Source organism: Rickettsia asembonensis (assembly GCF_000828125.2).
Classification (GTDB): Bacteria; Pseudomonadota; Alphaproteobacteria; order Rickettsiales; family Rickettsiaceae; genus Rickettsia; species Rickettsia asembonensis.
On sequence record NZ_JWSW01000016.1, the window covers coordinates 12,838 to 28,024 of the forward strand.

A 15,187-nucleotide genomic window follows, 5' to 3' on the forward strand; every position below is an offset into this window, starting at 1 on the left:
TTAATATGATTCTATAGTCTTTTTCTCTAGTAGAAAATTCTGTGTATTTTTTAAAGCTAACCGTATCAATTGCGTTTTACCGCCGCGCAAGGTAAATGTTACCGGAGTTGCCACTAAATCCGTAGTTTATTTATATTCTTCTGTACCGTTTTCATACACACGTTTTAAAAGAAGCAGCTGAAACTTTTTAGCTGTATAATCATTATTTTGTACCGTCATAGTTGCTATTTTATTATTTTTACTTATCTCTATATTGACAGGTACGATAGTAGCACTAGCAAAAACATTAAAAGTAAATAATATAAATATAATAGGTAGAAATCTTAAAAAATATTTTTTCATAATATTAATATGCTACGGTTACTGTTTGTATCGTTATAAGTATCAGAAGGAACATTTGCCCCTTGAGGTATTTTTCCGTATATTGTGAGCGTTTGAGGTAATCCCGTACCTGTTCCCGGTACCCAGTCGCTTGATTGATTTCCCCAATTTTGAGTTCTTGCTGCATTAGAATAAAGATTATAAGGTAAATAGCTAGTAGTGTTAACGAGGCCTGTCATTTTGCGAGTACTTGTTGTAGCGGCAGGTGCGGTACCGGCATTTAATGAAACGGTATAACCAGTACCTAAAGTACAAGTTATAGTAAGTTTGTTTGTTTGCAAAGAATCAGTAGTTGGAACATACGTACCAAAAGCTAAAGGAGTAGCCGTGACTATACAAGATGGTAAAACCGTTGCACTAACAAGGAAAAAAGCATTAGCAGACGAGGCGAAGCTATTTTCTGCACTTATAGTTAAGATAATAAAACCGATAATATTTCGTAGAATTTTAAAGTTATTTTTCATAATTTTAATAAAAATAATTAATATTTATTATTAATCTTTAACAAATTTTAACGATTTTACAAGGCTAGTTTAAGAAATAGTCATATTTAAATATAAGTTTATGATATTTTTCCTACAAAAAAATTAATATCACTAACCCAAATTAGCTTGTTATAAATAGAAATATAATTGACTATTATAGTATAATTATAGTTTTATTTTTTCAGAGTATAAAAATGGCTACTAAAATAGCAATAAGTCAATTTAAATCTCATTGTCTTGAGATAATAGAAAAATTACAAACAGATAAAGAATCTATTATAATTACCAAAAGAGATAGAGAAGTAGCACAAATATTACCTATAAATACTGAAAAGATCTCAATATTCGGTATGCTAAAAAACAAAGCCGAAATAAAAGCGGATATATTAGAACAAATAGAAGAAAAATGGAATGTATCTCGTCTAGTATAATATCCGACAGTTTTTAAAAATCTCTCTGCGAAAGTGTTTTATTTCTATAAATATACTCACATAACAATTGATTATTTCCTCAATATCCAATAAAATCCTTTTTAAAATTTAAATATAAAAAGTAATGTATAATACTGATGTTGTAATAATAGGTGCCGGTCCGGTTGGATTATTTGCAGTTTTTCAAGCTGGAATGCTTGGTATGAAATGTCATGTTATTGATGCACAAGAAGTTATTGGCGGTCAGTGTATTACCTTATATCCCGAAAAACCTATTTATGATATACCGGCTTATCCTAAAATTGCAGCAGAAGAGCTAATAAAACAATTAGAGCTTCAAGCGGCTTCTTTTAACCCTATATATCATTTAAATCAGCAAGCTATAGAGCTAAATAAACAAGATGATTTTTTTGAAATTAAAACCTCAAGAAATACTCTTATTAAAAGCAAAGTTATTATTATTGCAGCAGGAGCAGGTTCATTCGGTCCAAATAAACCACCCCTTACGAATATTGAAGATTTTGAAAGCAAATCAGTTTTTTATTTCATCAATGATAAAAGCAAATTTGCAGGTAAAAATATAGTTATAGCAGGCGGCGGGGATTCGGCTGTTGACTGGGCTATTTCTCTTTCGGATATTGCAAATAAAATATATTTAGTACATAGGCGGGATAAATTTACGGCAGCCCCAGAAAGCGTAAGGCAATTGAGAGATATTGCAGAAACCGGTAAAATCGAGTTAGTAACCGGTTATCAATTAAATGCTTTAGATGGTAATAATAGTGAACTTCAATCTGTTATAGTTAAAGATCTACAAAATAATACTCGCAAATTAGATGCCAATATATTACTACCGTTTTTTGGTTTAAAACAAGATTTAGGTAGCTTAGCAAATTGGGATTTAAATGTTAAGCTTCACCATATAGAGGTAGATAATTCCTATTATCAAACTAATATAGAAGGTATTTATGCTATTGGTGATATTGCTCATTATGCCGGTAAACTTAAGCTGATTCTTACCGGTTTTGCCGAAGCAGCAAGTAGCCTTCATCACGCTTATAGTAGAGTATTTGACGGCAAGGCTCTACATTTTGAGTATTCTACCACTAAGTATGGGGAAAGGAAGTAGGAGCAGATCGTCATTGTGAGGAGCCATTGTTGCGTGGATCAATTTCACCTCTGTCATACCGTGGCTTGACCACGGGATCCAGTTAAAAATATTAAAATTATTAGTATTTTTTATTGTTTTTATGGACCCCGTGGTCAAGCCACGGGGTGACACAGTAGGTTTTACCGGTCCACGCAATAATGCCTTGCGAGGAACCGTAGGCTTTGCTACAATCTAGAAAATAATTAAAAAAATTCTGATTTACAGAATTTTTTACTGGATTGCTTCGTCAATTACTTACGTAATTTCCTCGCAATGACATTAAAACTGAACGGAGAAAAAAATAAGAGTGAACAATATAATTGACGGTAAAGCATTAGCAAATGAGATACTAGCAGACTTAAAGTTAGAAATTCAAGAACTTAAAAGTCAAACCAACGCTTCACCAAAGCTTGCTATAGTACTAGTAGGCGATAATCCAGCAAGCATTATTTATGTAAAAAATAAAATAAAAAATGCACATAAAATAGGAATCGATACTTTATTAGTAAATCTATCTACTACTATTCATACTGATGATTTAATATTGAAAATCAATGAGTTAAACCTTGATAATGAGATTTCGGGAATTATAGTTCAGCTTCCTTTGCCAAGCTTCATAGATAAAAATAAAATTTTATCAGCAGTATCACCTTCTAAAGATATCGATGGTTTTCATCCTTTAAATGTCGGTTACTTACATAGCGGGATTAGTCAAGGTTTTATACCCTGCACTGTCCTTGGTTGCCTTGCGGTTATAAAAAAATACGAACCTAATTTAACCGGTAAAAACGTTGTAATTATTGGACGCTCGAATATAGTAGGTAAACCTTTAAGTGCATTACTGTTAAAAGAAGATTGCAGTGTTACTATTTGCCATTCCAAATCGCAAAATCTAAGCTCTATCACTTCTAAAGCCGATATAGTTGTTGCGGCTATTGGGTTACCTTTAAAATTCACTACCGAATATTTTAATCCTGAATCTATAGTAATTGATGTAGGAATTAATAGAATTAGCGGCAATAAGATTATCGGTGATGTTGATTTTGAAAATGTTAAATCTAAAGTAAAATATATTACTCCTGTTCCGGGCGGTATCGGACCGATGACTATTGCTTTTTTACTTAAAAATACGGTTAAGGCATTTAAGACCGTATGTCATTCCCGCGAAAGCGGGAATCTAGCATACAGCGAGCTAAATCGAACTTATTAAAAAGCTTTAAAGTACTGGATTCTTGCCTACGCGGGAATGACATTGAATCTTATAAACATTTGCAAGTTCTACATAATTTCTTACGTTATCTTGCATATATTCTAAATCTTGATCAGTTAAATATCTAACAAATTTTGCAGGGGATCCCATCCATAATTCTTTAGATTTAATTATCTTCTTTGGGGGGATTAGGCTTTCTGCTGCAATAAAAGCATATTCTTCTATTACTGCATAATCCATTATTGTAGTACTCATACCGATAAAAGCATTATTATGTATTGTACAGGCATGAATAAGAGAGAGATGACCGATAGTTATATTATCGCCTATTTCTACCGGTCCGTTAAATCTTGAAGTATGAATTACACTACCGTCTTGTACGTTAGTATTATTTCCTATTTTTATTGATTCAACGTCGCCTCTAAGAACCGTATTAAACCAAATACTTGAATTACTACCTATTTCAACATCTCCTATTAAAGAGCTGCTTTCGGCAATATATGCAGTTTTATCGATTCTTGGCGTAACTCCTTTATAAGGGATAATAATCATTAATTATAATCTACCCAAGAAATATTACCGTCTTTACGATAATAAACTATATTGATACGATCATTATTGATATTTTTAAATACTACCGCAGGTAAATCTTCTAAATCCATTTTCATTACCGCTTCTTTTACTGATAATTTTAATATTTCTACAGGCTTTTCAGCGATAATTGCCGGATTATCATTATCTTCGGAGTTAGAGGTATCACTATCAGATTGCGGATTAATAATATATTTGGTACCTTCGTAAGCAATTTCTGATATTTTTACTTTACCAGCATGATGATTTTTGAATTTTGATTTATATTTTCTAAGCTGTTTTTCTAGTTTTGACATAGCTTTATCAAAAGCTACATATATATCGCTACAACTATCATTACTTTTGACTATACTATGTTTACCTGAGCCATATTTTACTATAATATCACATTTAAAGTTAATTCCCTCTTTTGAAAAATGTATATCTATATTTATTATATCGGTAAAATATTTTTTAACGACTTGTGTAGCCCTCTCTTTGGAATATTCTTGTAAGCTATTACCGATCGAAATATGTTGAGCTGAAACTGAAATAATCATAAATAACCTTTATAATCTGAAATAATTAATATATAGGCGTTACTAAGTAACACCTATACAATTAATTTATATTTAGAGTAATTTCAAGTTTTATTACAAATTAATTTAATTTAAACTTTAGCCGTAGAGTTTAGGACGCTTATCCTTATTTTGTTGCGATTTAATTAGTTTTTTAGCAGTCTTTCTTACATAATTAGGCCAATGCCCATTTCTAAGTAAGTAGCATTAAAATTTTCATTATTTTCAAAAAGCCATTTTTTAGCGTTATATTCTGCTTTTGTTGCCTCTTTCTTGGTAGAAGTATTAGTTGCATCTATTATTGCCTGCATAATAATAGCACTTCTAAGAGCAATATCGGGTATAGGATTATAAAGTTTAATACGCTCAAAAGGAGCAGTTAATTTAATGACATATGGTTTAGTCATATAAAACCTCTGATAATTATTAATAAAATAAGATTTTGTTAGTATAAATGTAACTAATAGGTTTTTCTTTTTTAACAAAGTCCTTAAAAAGTATAATAATTTTTAAGGCTTCAACTAATAGTGACTAATTTGGATTAATAATGATAAGCAGTAATATTTAGAGGTTTAGGTGCTGTATATTTTTTGATAAAATAAGATATTTTACTCTTGCGGAAATAGAAGAATTGTTATATATATTGTTATCTCTTATGTATAGGGGGTGTAGCTCAGTTGGTTAGAGCGTCTGCCTGTCACGCAGAAGGTCGCGGGTTCGAGTCCCGTCACTCTCGCCAAGCCCTTTCAGGGTTCCGGGGTTTCTCTTCGTTTTCTAAAAACTTGTCCTATATTAATCGTTTTAACCGTACCGATACTTGCCTCAGTAGATTTCAAGGTAGTGAAAACATTTAATATATCGTTTTGTCCGTTTGCTATAACAGCATTTAAGTTATATGTATTATTACCGTTAAATTCTAAAGTACCACCGTTTGCTCCGAAATCAATATTAGGAGTGGTTAGATTTCCGCTAAGCTGTAATACTCCACCGTTTGTAAAGTTAATATTACCTACAAATATATCATTTGCTATAGTTACATTTTTTGTGTTATCGCCTTGGATATTTATATTAGCAGGGCTATTTGCAGCATCCGTACCTATATTTCCCGTTACATTCCCGTCACCTATAAAATTCAATGTACCGGCAACTCCTCCAGTACCTAAAACTGATCCATCAATCATAGCACCATCATCTAACTCAAATGTACCAGCTTTATTATTAAAGTCGATGTCTCCTGTCCACCCTCCATTAGCTGTAATTGTACCCGTATCTGTATATTTTAATGCGCCAGTAGCAAGCCCTGTAATCACCGTATTTGCCGCAGCATTGGCAACAGTAAAGGTCTCTGCATTCGCCGTATCGCCTATATTATCAGCACCGTTAAATACCACCTCCTCTAAAGCACTACCTACCGCTCCAACATTACCTGTAACCGCTCCATCCTGTAATGTCAATATTGATGTCTGATCAGTTAGAGCTACTGCTCCTGAATATATATTACCTCCAAGACTACTAGCACCAGCACCCAAAGTAACCCGCTCAAGTGCTGCATTATTTCCGCCAATTCCTCCAGTTACACTACTACCGGCTCCAAGTACTAATATACCTTTTGTATTATTATTTGTTGTTACTACTCCGGTTAGCGTAACCCCGTCTGCTAAAGTTAAAGCAGAACCTGTATTAGTCAAAGCTACAGGAGCAAATACATTAGCTGAGAACGTAACGGGATTTGCTCCGATATTTACAAGTTTTAAGCTGCTGCCGTTAGCTCCAATCGTACCGGTAACATTACCGCTTTGTATTGTCAGTGTTCATTGATTATTTGCAGAAGTTGTAATTGAACCGGTCACACCATTTACTATTAACTTACCATCTGCTCCAAATAATATGTTACCACCTGCTCCTAGGTCTAAAGCTTGATTAAATGTTACCTGTCCTATTCATACTAAGTAACTTCGTAAATGCCGTATTATCGACTACGATATTGATGATCTGTACTAACTAATTCATCTAAACTGACCATTGTTATTTGATGCTCTGACATTTCTTTACTTTCTTATTTTTTTTATTACATTATAACCTCTTGCTACTCATATCTCAACACTCCCTATAAGTAAATGTTCTGTCATTTATATTACTAGTATTCACTGAATCTAATTCTGAATTTGGTCCTTCAAATATTATCTTAGCACCGTTATTTAGCAAATTTACATTCCCATTTGCTGCATGTCGTATTATCCGCTATTCTAATATCACCTATATCTCCGGCACTTGGATCATTGATTGTTAAATTAGCATTTATTTGTATTTTTGCTTTTATAGCGTTTAATAATGCAACATTGATTGTATTTTCGGTATTTATTATTAAAGTACCGCCGCTAGCATTACTATTATTAAAAGTAATACCTCCTACATTTAATAGACCGTTAACACTTATAGTTCCCGAAGCTAAAACACTATCTGCAAAAACAATACTATTTACTGTAGTATTACCTTGTAAATTAAGAATCTTACCGTTACCTCCACTACACTGAAGTATATTTAAATTATTTATATTTCCGTTAAGTGTAGCATTCCCTATAAAATTCAATGTACCGTTTACTCCGTTAGCACCGTTTATATTACCCGTAACAATTATGTTGTCATCTAAATTAAGTACTGATGTATTACTTTGTAAATTAATATTAGCAGCTTTTAATATTGTAGAATTAAGTGTTGCGGACCCAAGTAAAACATTTATTGCGGCTAATGAGCCTATATTACCTATATCGCCTGTTATTATATTATCACTGGCCAAATCATGAGCTAGATTTAGTACACCTTGACCGTCAACGCCGGTAGTATTTATATTACCCGTTAACGTTGTTACATTACCGTCAAAAAGAGTAAGTATAGAATTATTGTTAGTAAGATTTATATTTGCAGCATTAATTATACTATTACCTACTCCAGGCATATAAATCTGTGCTTCCCCATTGCCTACATTTATTTGAGAAAGAGAATTAGTTAAGCCTATATTATTTGATATAGTCCCTGTACCTGCAAAAGTTATTATACCGTTATTTCCAGCTACCGTATTATCTATCTGAGTTGTAATATTTAAACCGTTATAATTTGTAAAGTAGAATTCTTACCGGCGAAATCTATATTACTAAATGTTTGATTACCGACTCCGGTAATAATTGACGTAACATTATTATTAATAAATTTAAGAGGACCGAAATTAGGAGTAAGCCCTACTGTTGCACTAAGAGGAGCTATTGATACATTTTGACTTACCTCAACCCCACCAAAAGCAGGTAGTGCTATTAATGTATTTATCCCGCCAACAACAGCATTTGCTTTATCTGCCGATATTTTAATTCCAAGCCCTCCAACCGTTATTTGAATAATATCTCCGTTATTAAATACTTCTCCTACAAGACCGGCACCGGTACTCAAGCTTACACTACCGAGATTAGGAATTGTTGCTCCTGCAGCATTAGAGCTAGTGAATAATGTTCCGCATAGCGATGCCGTTGTTAGAAATTTTCTTAATATTTTTAATTTTTTCATTAATATTAACCCCAATACATTAATTATTTTTTAATAAATATTAGTAATTAGTTAAAAAATATTAATATATTTTATATGGATAAAGTTAATTTTAATTAATAATTAGTAATAATTAATAATTTGTAGCAACTTTTTTACAACAATAGATTTTTGGGATTATTTATAAGAAAGTAATAAATTTTATGGATTGAACCGCAGTCGAAAGATTGCGGTGCTATTGCATGGCTCGGTTTTTCCGTAATTGCGAGAAGGCATTACCCGTGTGGATACCACCCCGTCATTGCGAGCAGGCATTGTTGCGTGGACCTGTTTTACCAACTGTCGCCCCGTGGCTTGTCCACGGGGTCTAGTTAAAAATACTAATATTATTAGTATTTTTAGTTGTTTTACTGGATACCGTGGACAAGCCACGGTATGTGATACCGAATGCGTTTTGTGGTCCACGCGGACAATGCCAAACAGGAATGACATCGAGGGTTCTTTAAAAATTATCCAGTACTATCGTATGACCGATCTCTATTTATTTAATGTGGTTTCTACCAAAGCATGCTTAAGTACTTGGTCGATATTTGACACGGATATAATTTCTAGGCTTTCTTTTATATTCGACGGTATATCTTTTAAGTCTTTAACATTCTCCTCAGGAATTAATACGGTTTTAATCCCTCCCCTACTCGCAGCAAGTAACTTCTCCTTAAGACCACCGATAGGTAAAACATTTCCTCTTAAAGTAATTTCACCGGTCATTGCTACAGTGCGGTGTACGGGTATTTTAGTCATTAACGAAACAATAGTAGTAAACAAAGCACAGCCGGCAGACGGTCCATCTTTTGGAATAGCTCCCGCCGGTACGTGAATGTGAATATCAAAATCTTTATAATTGTCGTATTTTAATCCAAAATTTGTTGCTCTGCTTCTAAAACAACTATAGGCAGCCATTGCCGATTCTTTCATAACATCCCCGAGTTTTCCGGTGGTCTTTATTTCACCTTTCCCTGGAAATGCTAAAGCTTCTATAGTTAAAAGCTCTCCTCCTACTTCAGTATAAGCAAGTCCTGTAGTACTACCTATTTGGTCTTCTTTCTCGGCAAGCCCGAAATTATATTTTTTAGCCCCTAAAAATTCTTCAAGATTATTACTATCTATGGCAATGTGCTTAACTGTTTTATCTGCTAAAATTTGCTTTAATGCTTTTCTAGTTAATGCCCCTATTTCACGTTCTAAAGCTCTTACACCTGATTCCTTGGTATAATATCTAATTAAATCCAAAATTGCCGTCTTAGATATAGTAATTTCATCTTTTTTGATTTTATGCATTTTAAATTGTTTCGGCACTAAATAATTTTTGGCTATTTGGAGTTTTTCTTCCTCTACATAACCGGAAATATATATTTTTTCCATTCTATCACTTAAAGCTCTAGGTAAATCATGAGAGTTAGCAGTAGCAATAAATATTACATTTGATAGATCATATTCTACTTCTAGATAATGATCAACAAAGTGACTATTCTGCTCAGGGTCTAATACCTCAAGTAAAGCAGATGCCGGATCACCTCTAAAATCAGAACTCATTTTATCGATTTCATCAAGCAGCATTACAGGATTACTAGTCTTAACTTTCTTAAGTTGACCTAAAATTTTACCGGGCATTGATCCAAGGTAAGTTTTTCTATGTCCTCTGATTTCTGCTTCGTCTCTAACACCGCCAAGAGCAAATTTAGTGTATTTTCTGCCCATTCCTTCGGCAATAGATTTTACAAGTGAAGTTTTACCGACCCCCGGCGGACCTATCAAACATAATATAGGTCCTCTAATTTTACTTGAACGCTGTAATACCGCTAAATATTCTATAATTCGTTCTTTAACTTTTTCGAGTCCAAAATGGTCACGATTTAAAATTTTCTCCGCTTGGTTAATATCTATTTTGCTATTATCATACTTACCCCAAGGCAAACTTAACAAAGTTTCAAGATAATTACGCGTCACTCCCGACTCTGCCGACATTTGATTCATACTACGGAGTTTTTTAAGCTCTGATTCTGCCTTCTCTTTAGCTTCTTTAGATAATTTTAAACTTTTAATTTTTTTCTCGATATCGGCAAGTTCCGATTTATCTTCATCAAGCTCCTTTTGAATAGCTTTCATTTGTTCGTGCAGATAATAATCACGCTGCGTTTTTTCGATTTGCTTTCTTACTCTTTGCTGTAATGCCTGTTCGGTTTCTGAATTTACTATATTGGAAGTAAGCGTACTAATAACCGTAGTGATACGCTTAAAAGGACTAGTTTCTTCTAATAAATGCTGCTTTGCCTCAAGTGAAGTTATCAGATGTGAAGCTAATATATTTATAATATTTATAAAATTAGTGCTATTACTTATTTCTTTATTGATAGTTTCAATAATTTCCGCATTAACTTTCTTATCATTAATCGCATATTTACTAAATAATTGTACTGCATTATCCACTAATGAACGCATGTTATTAACGTCAAATATTTCTTCATCCGGAATAATTTCATAATTTGCTTCAAAAGCTTCTTCGCCTTTGATATTGCTTAGCTTTACTCTTGCTACTGCTTCTATTAAGATTTTTGCCGTATTATTAGGCAACTTCACTATTTGGATAATCTTGGCAAGTATAGCTGTGTTATAAAGTTCATATTTACTAGGGTTTTCTTGATTAAATTTTTTCTGTAAAGTTACTAAAATATATTTACTATTATCTTCCTCAGAAACGGTAGTATGAGATAACGCTTGCAGCGATTTTTGTCTACCCACGAAAATAGGAGTAATTATTCCCGGGAATACTACCATATCTCGTAATGCCATAAGCGGCAGGGATTTTTTATTCATCAATTAAAACCTTTTAAAATTTCTAATTATTAACTATATAATATAGTATAAATGCGATTTCAAGCCATCTTTATTAATTATATTTATGAATTTATTACTACAATCTTCTCAAAATGTAGCTACTGCACATAATAGAATAAAACAATATCTATATTTAACTCCGATCGTTCACTCTGAAAACCTAAATGAGATGCTCGGTCATGAGATTTTTTTTAAGGTTGAATCATTACAAAAAACCGGTGCATTCAAAGTTAGAGGAGTATTAAATCATTTATTGGAATTAAAAGAGCAAGGAAAATTACCTGATAAAATAGTCGGTTATAGTACGGGTAACCATGGGATTGGGCTTGCTTATGCAAGTAAATTATTCGGTATTAAAATAAGGATTTATTTACCGTTAAATACTTCAAAAGTAAAACAGCAAGCAGCTCTCTATTACGGCGGTGAAGTTATATATACAAATACTAGACAAGAAGCGGAAGAACAAGCAAAAGAAGATGAAAAGCAAGGATTTTACTATATACATCCTTCCGATAGTGATTCTACAATAGCAGGTGCCGGCACATTATGCTATGAAGCATTACAACAGCTAGACTTTAGTCCTGATGCTATTTTTGCCTCTTGCGGTGGCGGCGGTTTAATTTCCGGCTCATATCTTGCCAAGGAATTAATATCACCGACAAGCTTGTTAATAGGTTCAGAACCGCTTACGGCTAATGATGCTTATTTATCAGTTAAAAACGGCTCAATATATAGATTTGATAATGCACCGACTACCATCGCAGACGGTCTTAAAACCTTGAGTGTATCAGCTCGTACATTTGAATATCTGAAAAAACTTGATCATTTTTATTTAGCAGAAGAATATGGAATATATTATTGGACAGCGTGGCTTACTCATTTACTTAAAGTTATATGCGAGCCGTCAAGTAGTATAAATATGGTTTCAGTGGTAAATTGGTTAAAAACACAATCCAAACCTCAAAAATTACTAGTACTAATCTCAGGCGGTAATATCGACCCTATTCTCTATAATGAATTATGGAAAGAGGAGTATTTAACCGTTCCGCCAAGCATTACTCACTAAAGGTAAATATTGTTATCGCAAAAGGCTTTGAGTGTTGTTGCATGGCTCGAAAAACATACTGGGTGTCATACCGTGGCTTGTACAGCCTTGTTGCATGTCTCAAAAACCCGCTCGGTGTCATACCGTGGCTTGTCCACGGTATCCAGTAAAACAACTAAAAATACTAATATTATTAGTATTTTTAACTGGATCCCGTGAATAAATCACGGGATGACAACACAAAAACCGAGCCATGCAACAACGCCCCGCTTTTGCGAGGATGATATGTAACGCATATTAAAATTTAACCCTTACTTCTTACTGCTTCTTGATTTTTAGTAGAAGTACCAGGAGTAGTTTGCGGAGGTTTTATATTAGAACTTCTTAGTTTTATTAAATCTTCAAATATGGTTTTATCAAATGCTATTGGATTAATTTTTCTGAGTTCCGCTAAATTAAAATTATTAACTTGTTGCGGTTGAACTATAATAGGCTTACCCGTACTAGGAATTAAATTTTTAAATTCAGGATTAGTTGCTGCTTTATCTTTATTTTTATTCAAAAATTTTGTTAGACCTTCAGCAATTTCAGGATTTGTTAAAGCGTTTGAAAAGATTTTATTATTAATTTCTTTTACTACATACTCATCACTTTTAATCATATATTCATTGACAACTTTTTCTAATCTTTGTCCTAAATAATCTTTCCCTGTAAAAATTGATTTAAATTTTTCCTATAAAGAAGTACCTCTATCATTAATATCTTTTAATGCAGTGGCTATTTTAGTACTATTTTCAGTTAGATAAGTAGAATCTAACTTATTTAATTCCTTTATTATTACTTTAGGATTCTTTATACCTGATGAGTTAGTAAGTATAATAGTTTCTTCTAATTGCTTACTGATTTTATTATTTTTTTCTAATCTATTACTAATCTGCTGTACCGTATAAGTGGCTGCCTTTTGTAATTCCTTAAATTCCGCTTGAGATAATTGATTTACTCTTGGAATAAACTGCTTACTATCTTCATTAAATTTCTGATTTTTATCTCCTTGAATAATAAATTTTTCATATTTCTCAAGTTTTTCCGGAGTGTTTTTAGGATCTTGTTTTAAGATTTCTATAGCTTTATCTTTTACAGCTTGTGCATATTGCTCTTTAGGTATAGAATTTCCGCTTACGGCTATTAATGCTTCTTTAGTTGCTCTTATAGGACCAGCAAAGATTTCTTCTTCATTCTCTATACCCATAAATGATAATTAATCAAAAGGTCCTCCTTTATTTAGAGGAAGTACAAAACCCTTAAGTGCTGCTTCAGCCCTTGCGACATCAAACTTTAACTTATCTGCTGCACTAGGTATTAGTTTTGTATCTTGTCCTAAATTGATAGGCAAATTATTTACTAATTTTTGTATATCTTTATTTTCTACGACTTCACTAATAATTTTACTGGCAAGCACTTCAAGCGTACTAGTTATATATTCTTCAGATTGTAAATATTGTTGAATAGGGTCTAGAGTAACAATATTTTTATTCAAAGTATCTAATCTACTATCTACGTTTTTTATATCAACTATTTTACCTTTTACTGCAGCCGATATCTCAGTTACTTCATCATTTTTTTAATTTTTTCAATAGTATCATTTATATTAGTTATAATCTCTGCCATATAATACTCATTATTAAGTTATTTGATATAATGTAACCAAGTTATCAAACTTCTTAAAAATTCGCAACTATATTATCATATAAATCATTATTTACTATGCCCTGACTGTTGCCCACTCTCTTTACTTTTATTAAGCTTATCAACATGAGATATAGGGGTTGATATAGAAGACTTATAGCTTTGGGGTATTGTTTTATTTTGCTCTTTACCTTGCTCTTTTCTTGCTGTTACGATATTGATTTCTTTATTTGGTGCTTGTTTTTCTCGTTGTAGTTCTTCCGATAAATTTTTCATATCTATATATAAACTATTACTTTTTTCAAAGTTAGCGACTGCTTTATCTATATTTTTTTGAGCATAATCCGTACCGGTAAAAACTGCTACTATTCTTTGCCATAGCTTAGGTTTGGCTACTCTTTGTAATTCTAATACTATACTTTCTCCTTTTCCGTGTTCAGTTAAATATCCAGGTTCTAGCTCTGATAGTACTTTTTTAGTACCGTTAACAAGTGCAGGGTTGCTGCTCTCAAGCAATGGGACAAAATTTTTGATAATTTCTCTACCTTGCTCTGTCATTTTTTTAGGCGGTAGTTTACTTATTGGGAGTGTTGAGATATGAGTAGTAAGAGGTTATAATGTAATAAAAAAATAAGAAAGTAAAGAAATGTCAGAGCATCAAATAACAATGGTCAGTTTAGATGAATTAGTTAGCACAGATCATCAATATCGTAGATTTAAAAGTTAATTTAATTTTAAAGCAGTTGAAAGAGGTTGAAAGAGAGTTATTAGTGCTAGAAACTGAAGCTAATTATAAAGGCTATGGAACATTACGGTTATTTAAATGTTTGCTTTTACAGTTTATGGAAGACTTATCTGATCAAGAATTAGAGCATTATTTAGCTGATAGTACTGCTGGCAAATAGTTTTGTGATTTTGCTCTTACAGAGACGACACCAGATTATAGTGTGTTTAGTAAAATACGTAAGAAGATAGGTACTAATTTACTATCAAAAATATTTACAAACTTTAGAGATCAACTAAGAAAGCAAGGTTATAAGAGTGAGGTATTTACTTTTGTGGATGCCTCTCATTTAATCTCAAAATCTAGTCTTTGGGAAGAATGTGATGAGTTGAGGAAGCAAAAATATGACAAGCTCAATAATAAGAGTTTGTCTAAAGTTGCAAATGATAAACGAGCTAAAATTGTTTGTAAAGGAGGTAATAATTTTTGGTATGGTTA

At 32.6% G+C, this 15,187-nt stretch carries 15 protein-coding genes, 1 tRNA gene and 3 pseudogenes; 8 read left to right on the forward strand and 11 right to left on the reverse strand.

What is annotated here, in order from left to right:
* Nucleotides 1-126: 126 nt before the first annotated feature.
* Together SB78_RS10715 and SB78_RS02955 are read right to left on the reverse strand one after the other, a co-directional pair.
* A complete protein-coding gene (locus SB78_RS10715) occupies nt 127-342 on the reverse strand; it encodes a hypothetical protein (RefSeq protein ID WP_241773691.1) in 216 nt (71 codons plus the stop codon).
* Nucleotides 339-845, reverse strand: a complete 507-nt coding sequence (locus tag SB78_RS02955) for a Csu type fimbrial protein (RefSeq protein WP_041078516.1) — start codon at nt 843-845, stop codon at nt 339-341. Before SB78_RS02955 ends, SB78_RS10715 begins: the two co-directional genes overlap by 4 nt.
* Nucleotides 846-1,060: 215 nt before the next feature.
* Between SB78_RS02955 and SB78_RS02960 the strand changes: the two genes are divergently transcribed.
* Both SB78_RS02960 and SB78_RS02965 read left to right on the forward strand, forming a co-directional pair.
* Nucleotides 1,061-1,297, forward strand: a complete 237-nt coding sequence (locus SB78_RS02960; RefSeq protein WP_041078518.1) for a type II toxin-antitoxin system Phd/YefM family antitoxin — start codon at nt 1,061-1,063, stop codon at nt 1,295-1,297.
* Between the two features lie 124 nt (nt 1,298-1,421).
* The gene (locus tag SB78_RS02965; RefSeq protein WP_041078520.1) at nt 1,422-2,426 is read left to right on the forward strand and encodes an NAD(P)/FAD-dependent oxidoreductase; all 1,005 of its coding nucleotides are present in this window, start codon (nt 1,422-1,424) and stop codon (nt 2,424-2,426) included.
* On the opposite strand, the gene SB78_RS10035 is transcribed toward SB78_RS02965, so the two are convergent.
* Nucleotides 2,382-2,603 (reverse strand): hypothetical protein, encoded by a 222-nt coding sequence (locus SB78_RS10035; RefSeq protein WP_199402736.1) that lies wholly within the window; start codon nt 2,601-2,603, stop codon nt 2,382-2,384. The genes SB78_RS02965 and SB78_RS10035 overlap by 45 nt on opposite strands.
* 151 nt (nt 2,604-2,754) lie before the next feature.
* Between SB78_RS10035 and folD the strand changes: the two genes are divergently transcribed.
* Nucleotides 2,755-3,657: a bifunctional methylenetetrahydrofolate dehydrogenase/methenyltetrahydrofolate cyclohydrolase FolD gene (gene folD / locus SB78_RS02970; protein WP_052458471.1), complete on the forward strand. Its 903-nt coding sequence runs from the start codon at nt 2,755-2,757 to the stop codon at nt 3,655-3,657.
* A 6-nt stretch (nt 3,658-3,663) separates the two neighbouring features.
* On the opposite strand, the gene SB78_RS02975 is transcribed toward folD, so the two are convergent.
* The 3 genes and pseudogenes from SB78_RS02975 to SB78_RS02985 all read right to left on the reverse strand — a co-directional run bounded on the left by SB78_RS02975 (nt 3,664) and on the right by SB78_RS02985 (nt 5,212).
* Complete coding sequence (locus SB78_RS02975) at nt 3,664-4,209, reverse strand: gamma carbonic anhydrase family protein (protein ID WP_041078522.1); 546 nt, start codon at nt 4,207-4,209, stop codon at nt 3,664-3,666.
* Complete coding sequence (gene hpf / locus SB78_RS02980; RefSeq protein WP_011271027.1) at nt 4,209-4,787, reverse strand: ribosome hibernation-promoting factor, HPF/YfiA family; 579 nt, start codon at nt 4,785-4,787, stop codon at nt 4,209-4,211. The genes SB78_RS02975 and hpf overlap by 1 nt, the downstream gene beginning before the upstream one ends.
* A gap of 117 nt (nt 4,788-4,904) precedes the next feature.
* Nucleotides 4,905-5,212 (reverse strand): annotated as a pseudogene (locus SB78_RS02985) (hypothetical protein).
* Between the two features lie 255 nt (nt 5,213-5,467).
* Here SB78_RS02985 and SB78_RS02990 point away from each other — a divergent pair.
* A tRNA-Asp gene (locus tag SB78_RS02990) sits at nt 5,468-5,544 on the forward strand.
* Nucleotides 5,545-5,584: 40 nt separating this feature from the next.
* Here SB78_RS02990 and SB78_RS11935 read toward each other — a convergent pair.
* The 3 genes and pseudogenes from SB78_RS11935 to lon form a co-directional block, all read right to left on the reverse strand.
* Nucleotides 5,585-8,360, reverse strand: a pseudogene (locus tag SB78_RS11935) (beta strand repeat-containing protein); the annotation flags it as partial.
* Nucleotides 8,361-8,540: 180 nt separating this feature from the next.
* Nucleotides 8,541-8,831 carry a hypothetical protein gene (locus SB78_RS10365; protein WP_146625007.1) on the reverse strand — a complete coding sequence of 97 codons (291 nt, stop codon included), beginning with the start codon at nt 8,829-8,831 and terminating at the stop codon, nt 8,541-8,543.
* A 45-nt stretch (nt 8,832-8,876) separates the two neighbouring features.
* On the reverse strand, nt 8,877-11,213 hold the full coding sequence (lon, locus tag SB78_RS03015) for an endopeptidase La (RefSeq protein WP_041078526.1): 2,337 nt from the start codon (nt 11,211-11,213) through the stop codon (nt 8,877-8,879).
* A gap of 85 nt (nt 11,214-11,298) precedes the next feature.
* Here lon and SB78_RS03020 point away from each other — a divergent pair, with 85 nt between their 5' ends.
* Both SB78_RS03020 and SB78_RS10725 read left to right on the forward strand, forming a co-directional pair.
* Nucleotides 11,299-12,300 carry a serine/threonine dehydratase gene (locus tag SB78_RS03020; RefSeq protein WP_041078528.1) on the forward strand — a complete coding sequence of 334 codons (1,002 nt, stop codon included), beginning with the start codon at nt 11,299-11,301 and terminating at the stop codon, nt 12,298-12,300.
* Nucleotides 12,301-12,309: 9 nt separating this feature from the next.
* A complete protein-coding gene (locus tag SB78_RS10725) occupies nt 12,310-12,498 on the forward strand; it encodes a hypothetical protein (RefSeq protein ID WP_241773693.1) in 189 nt (62 codons plus the stop codon).
* An 85-nt stretch (nt 12,499-12,583) separates the two neighbouring features.
* On the opposite strand, the pseudogene SB78_RS08780 reads toward SB78_RS10725, so the two are convergent.
* Together SB78_RS08780 and SB78_RS10730 are read right to left on the reverse strand one after the other, a co-directional pair.
* Nucleotides 12,584-13,947 (reverse strand): annotated as a pseudogene (locus SB78_RS08780) (hypothetical protein).
* Between the two features lie 87 nt (nt 13,948-14,034).
* Nucleotides 14,035-14,523 carry a hypothetical protein gene (locus SB78_RS10730; RefSeq protein ID WP_241773694.1) on the reverse strand — a complete coding sequence of 163 codons (489 nt, stop codon included), beginning with the start codon at nt 14,521-14,523 and terminating at the stop codon, nt 14,035-14,037.
* A gap of 185 nt (nt 14,524-14,708) precedes the next feature.
* On the opposite strand from SB78_RS10730, the gene SB78_RS09660 reads away from it, so the two are divergent.
* On the forward strand, nt 14,709-14,870 hold the full coding sequence (locus SB78_RS09660) for a hypothetical protein (protein ID WP_158510094.1): 162 nt from the start codon (nt 14,709-14,711) through the stop codon (nt 14,868-14,870).
* A 42-nt stretch (nt 14,871-14,912) separates the two neighbouring features.
* A partial coding sequence (locus SB78_RS03035; RefSeq protein ID WP_041078532.1) for a hypothetical protein occupies nt 14,913-15,187 on the forward strand: 275 nt, incomplete at its 3' end.

What these genes read in the sequence shown, in the direction of transcription:
- SB78_RS10365 (WP_146625007.1), bottom strand. Translation starts at nt 8,831, where the DNA reads ATGTCATTCCTGTTTGGCATTGTCCGCGTGGACCACAAAACGCATTCG.
- SB78_RS02955 (WP_041078516.1), bottom strand. Translation starts at nt 845, where the DNA reads ATGAAAAATAACTTTAAAATTCTACGAAATATTATCGGTTTTATTATC.
- SB78_RS02960 (WP_041078518.1), top strand. Translation starts at nt 1,061, where the DNA reads ATGGCTACTAAAATAGCAATAAGTCAATTTAAATCTCATTGTCTTGAG.
- SB78_RS02965 (WP_041078520.1), top strand. Translation starts at nt 1,422, where the DNA reads ATGTATAATACTGATGTTGTAATAATAGGTGCCGGTCCGGTTGGATTA.
- SB78_RS10715 (WP_241773691.1), bottom strand. Translation starts at nt 342, where the DNA reads ATGAAAAAATATTTTTTAAGATTTCTACCTATTATATTTATATTATTT.
- SB78_RS10730 (WP_241773694.1), bottom strand. Translation starts at nt 14,523, where the DNA reads ATGACAGAGCAAGGTAGAGAAATTATCAAAAATTTTGTCCCATTGCTT.
- SB78_RS02975 (WP_041078522.1), bottom strand. Translation starts at nt 4,209, where the DNA reads ATGATTATTATCCCTTATAAAGGAGTTACGCCAAGAATCGATAAAACT.
- SB78_RS03020 (WP_041078528.1), top strand. Translation starts at nt 11,299, where the DNA reads ATGAATTTATTACTACAATCTTCTCAAAATGTAGCTACTGCACATAAT.
- hpf (WP_011271027.1), bottom strand. Translation starts at nt 4,787, where the DNA reads ATGATTATTTCAGTTTCAGCTCAACATATTTCGATCGGTAATAGCTTA.
- lon (WP_041078526.1), bottom strand. Translation starts at nt 11,213, where the DNA reads ATGAATAAAAAATCCCTGCCGCTTATGGCATTACGAGATATGGTAGTA.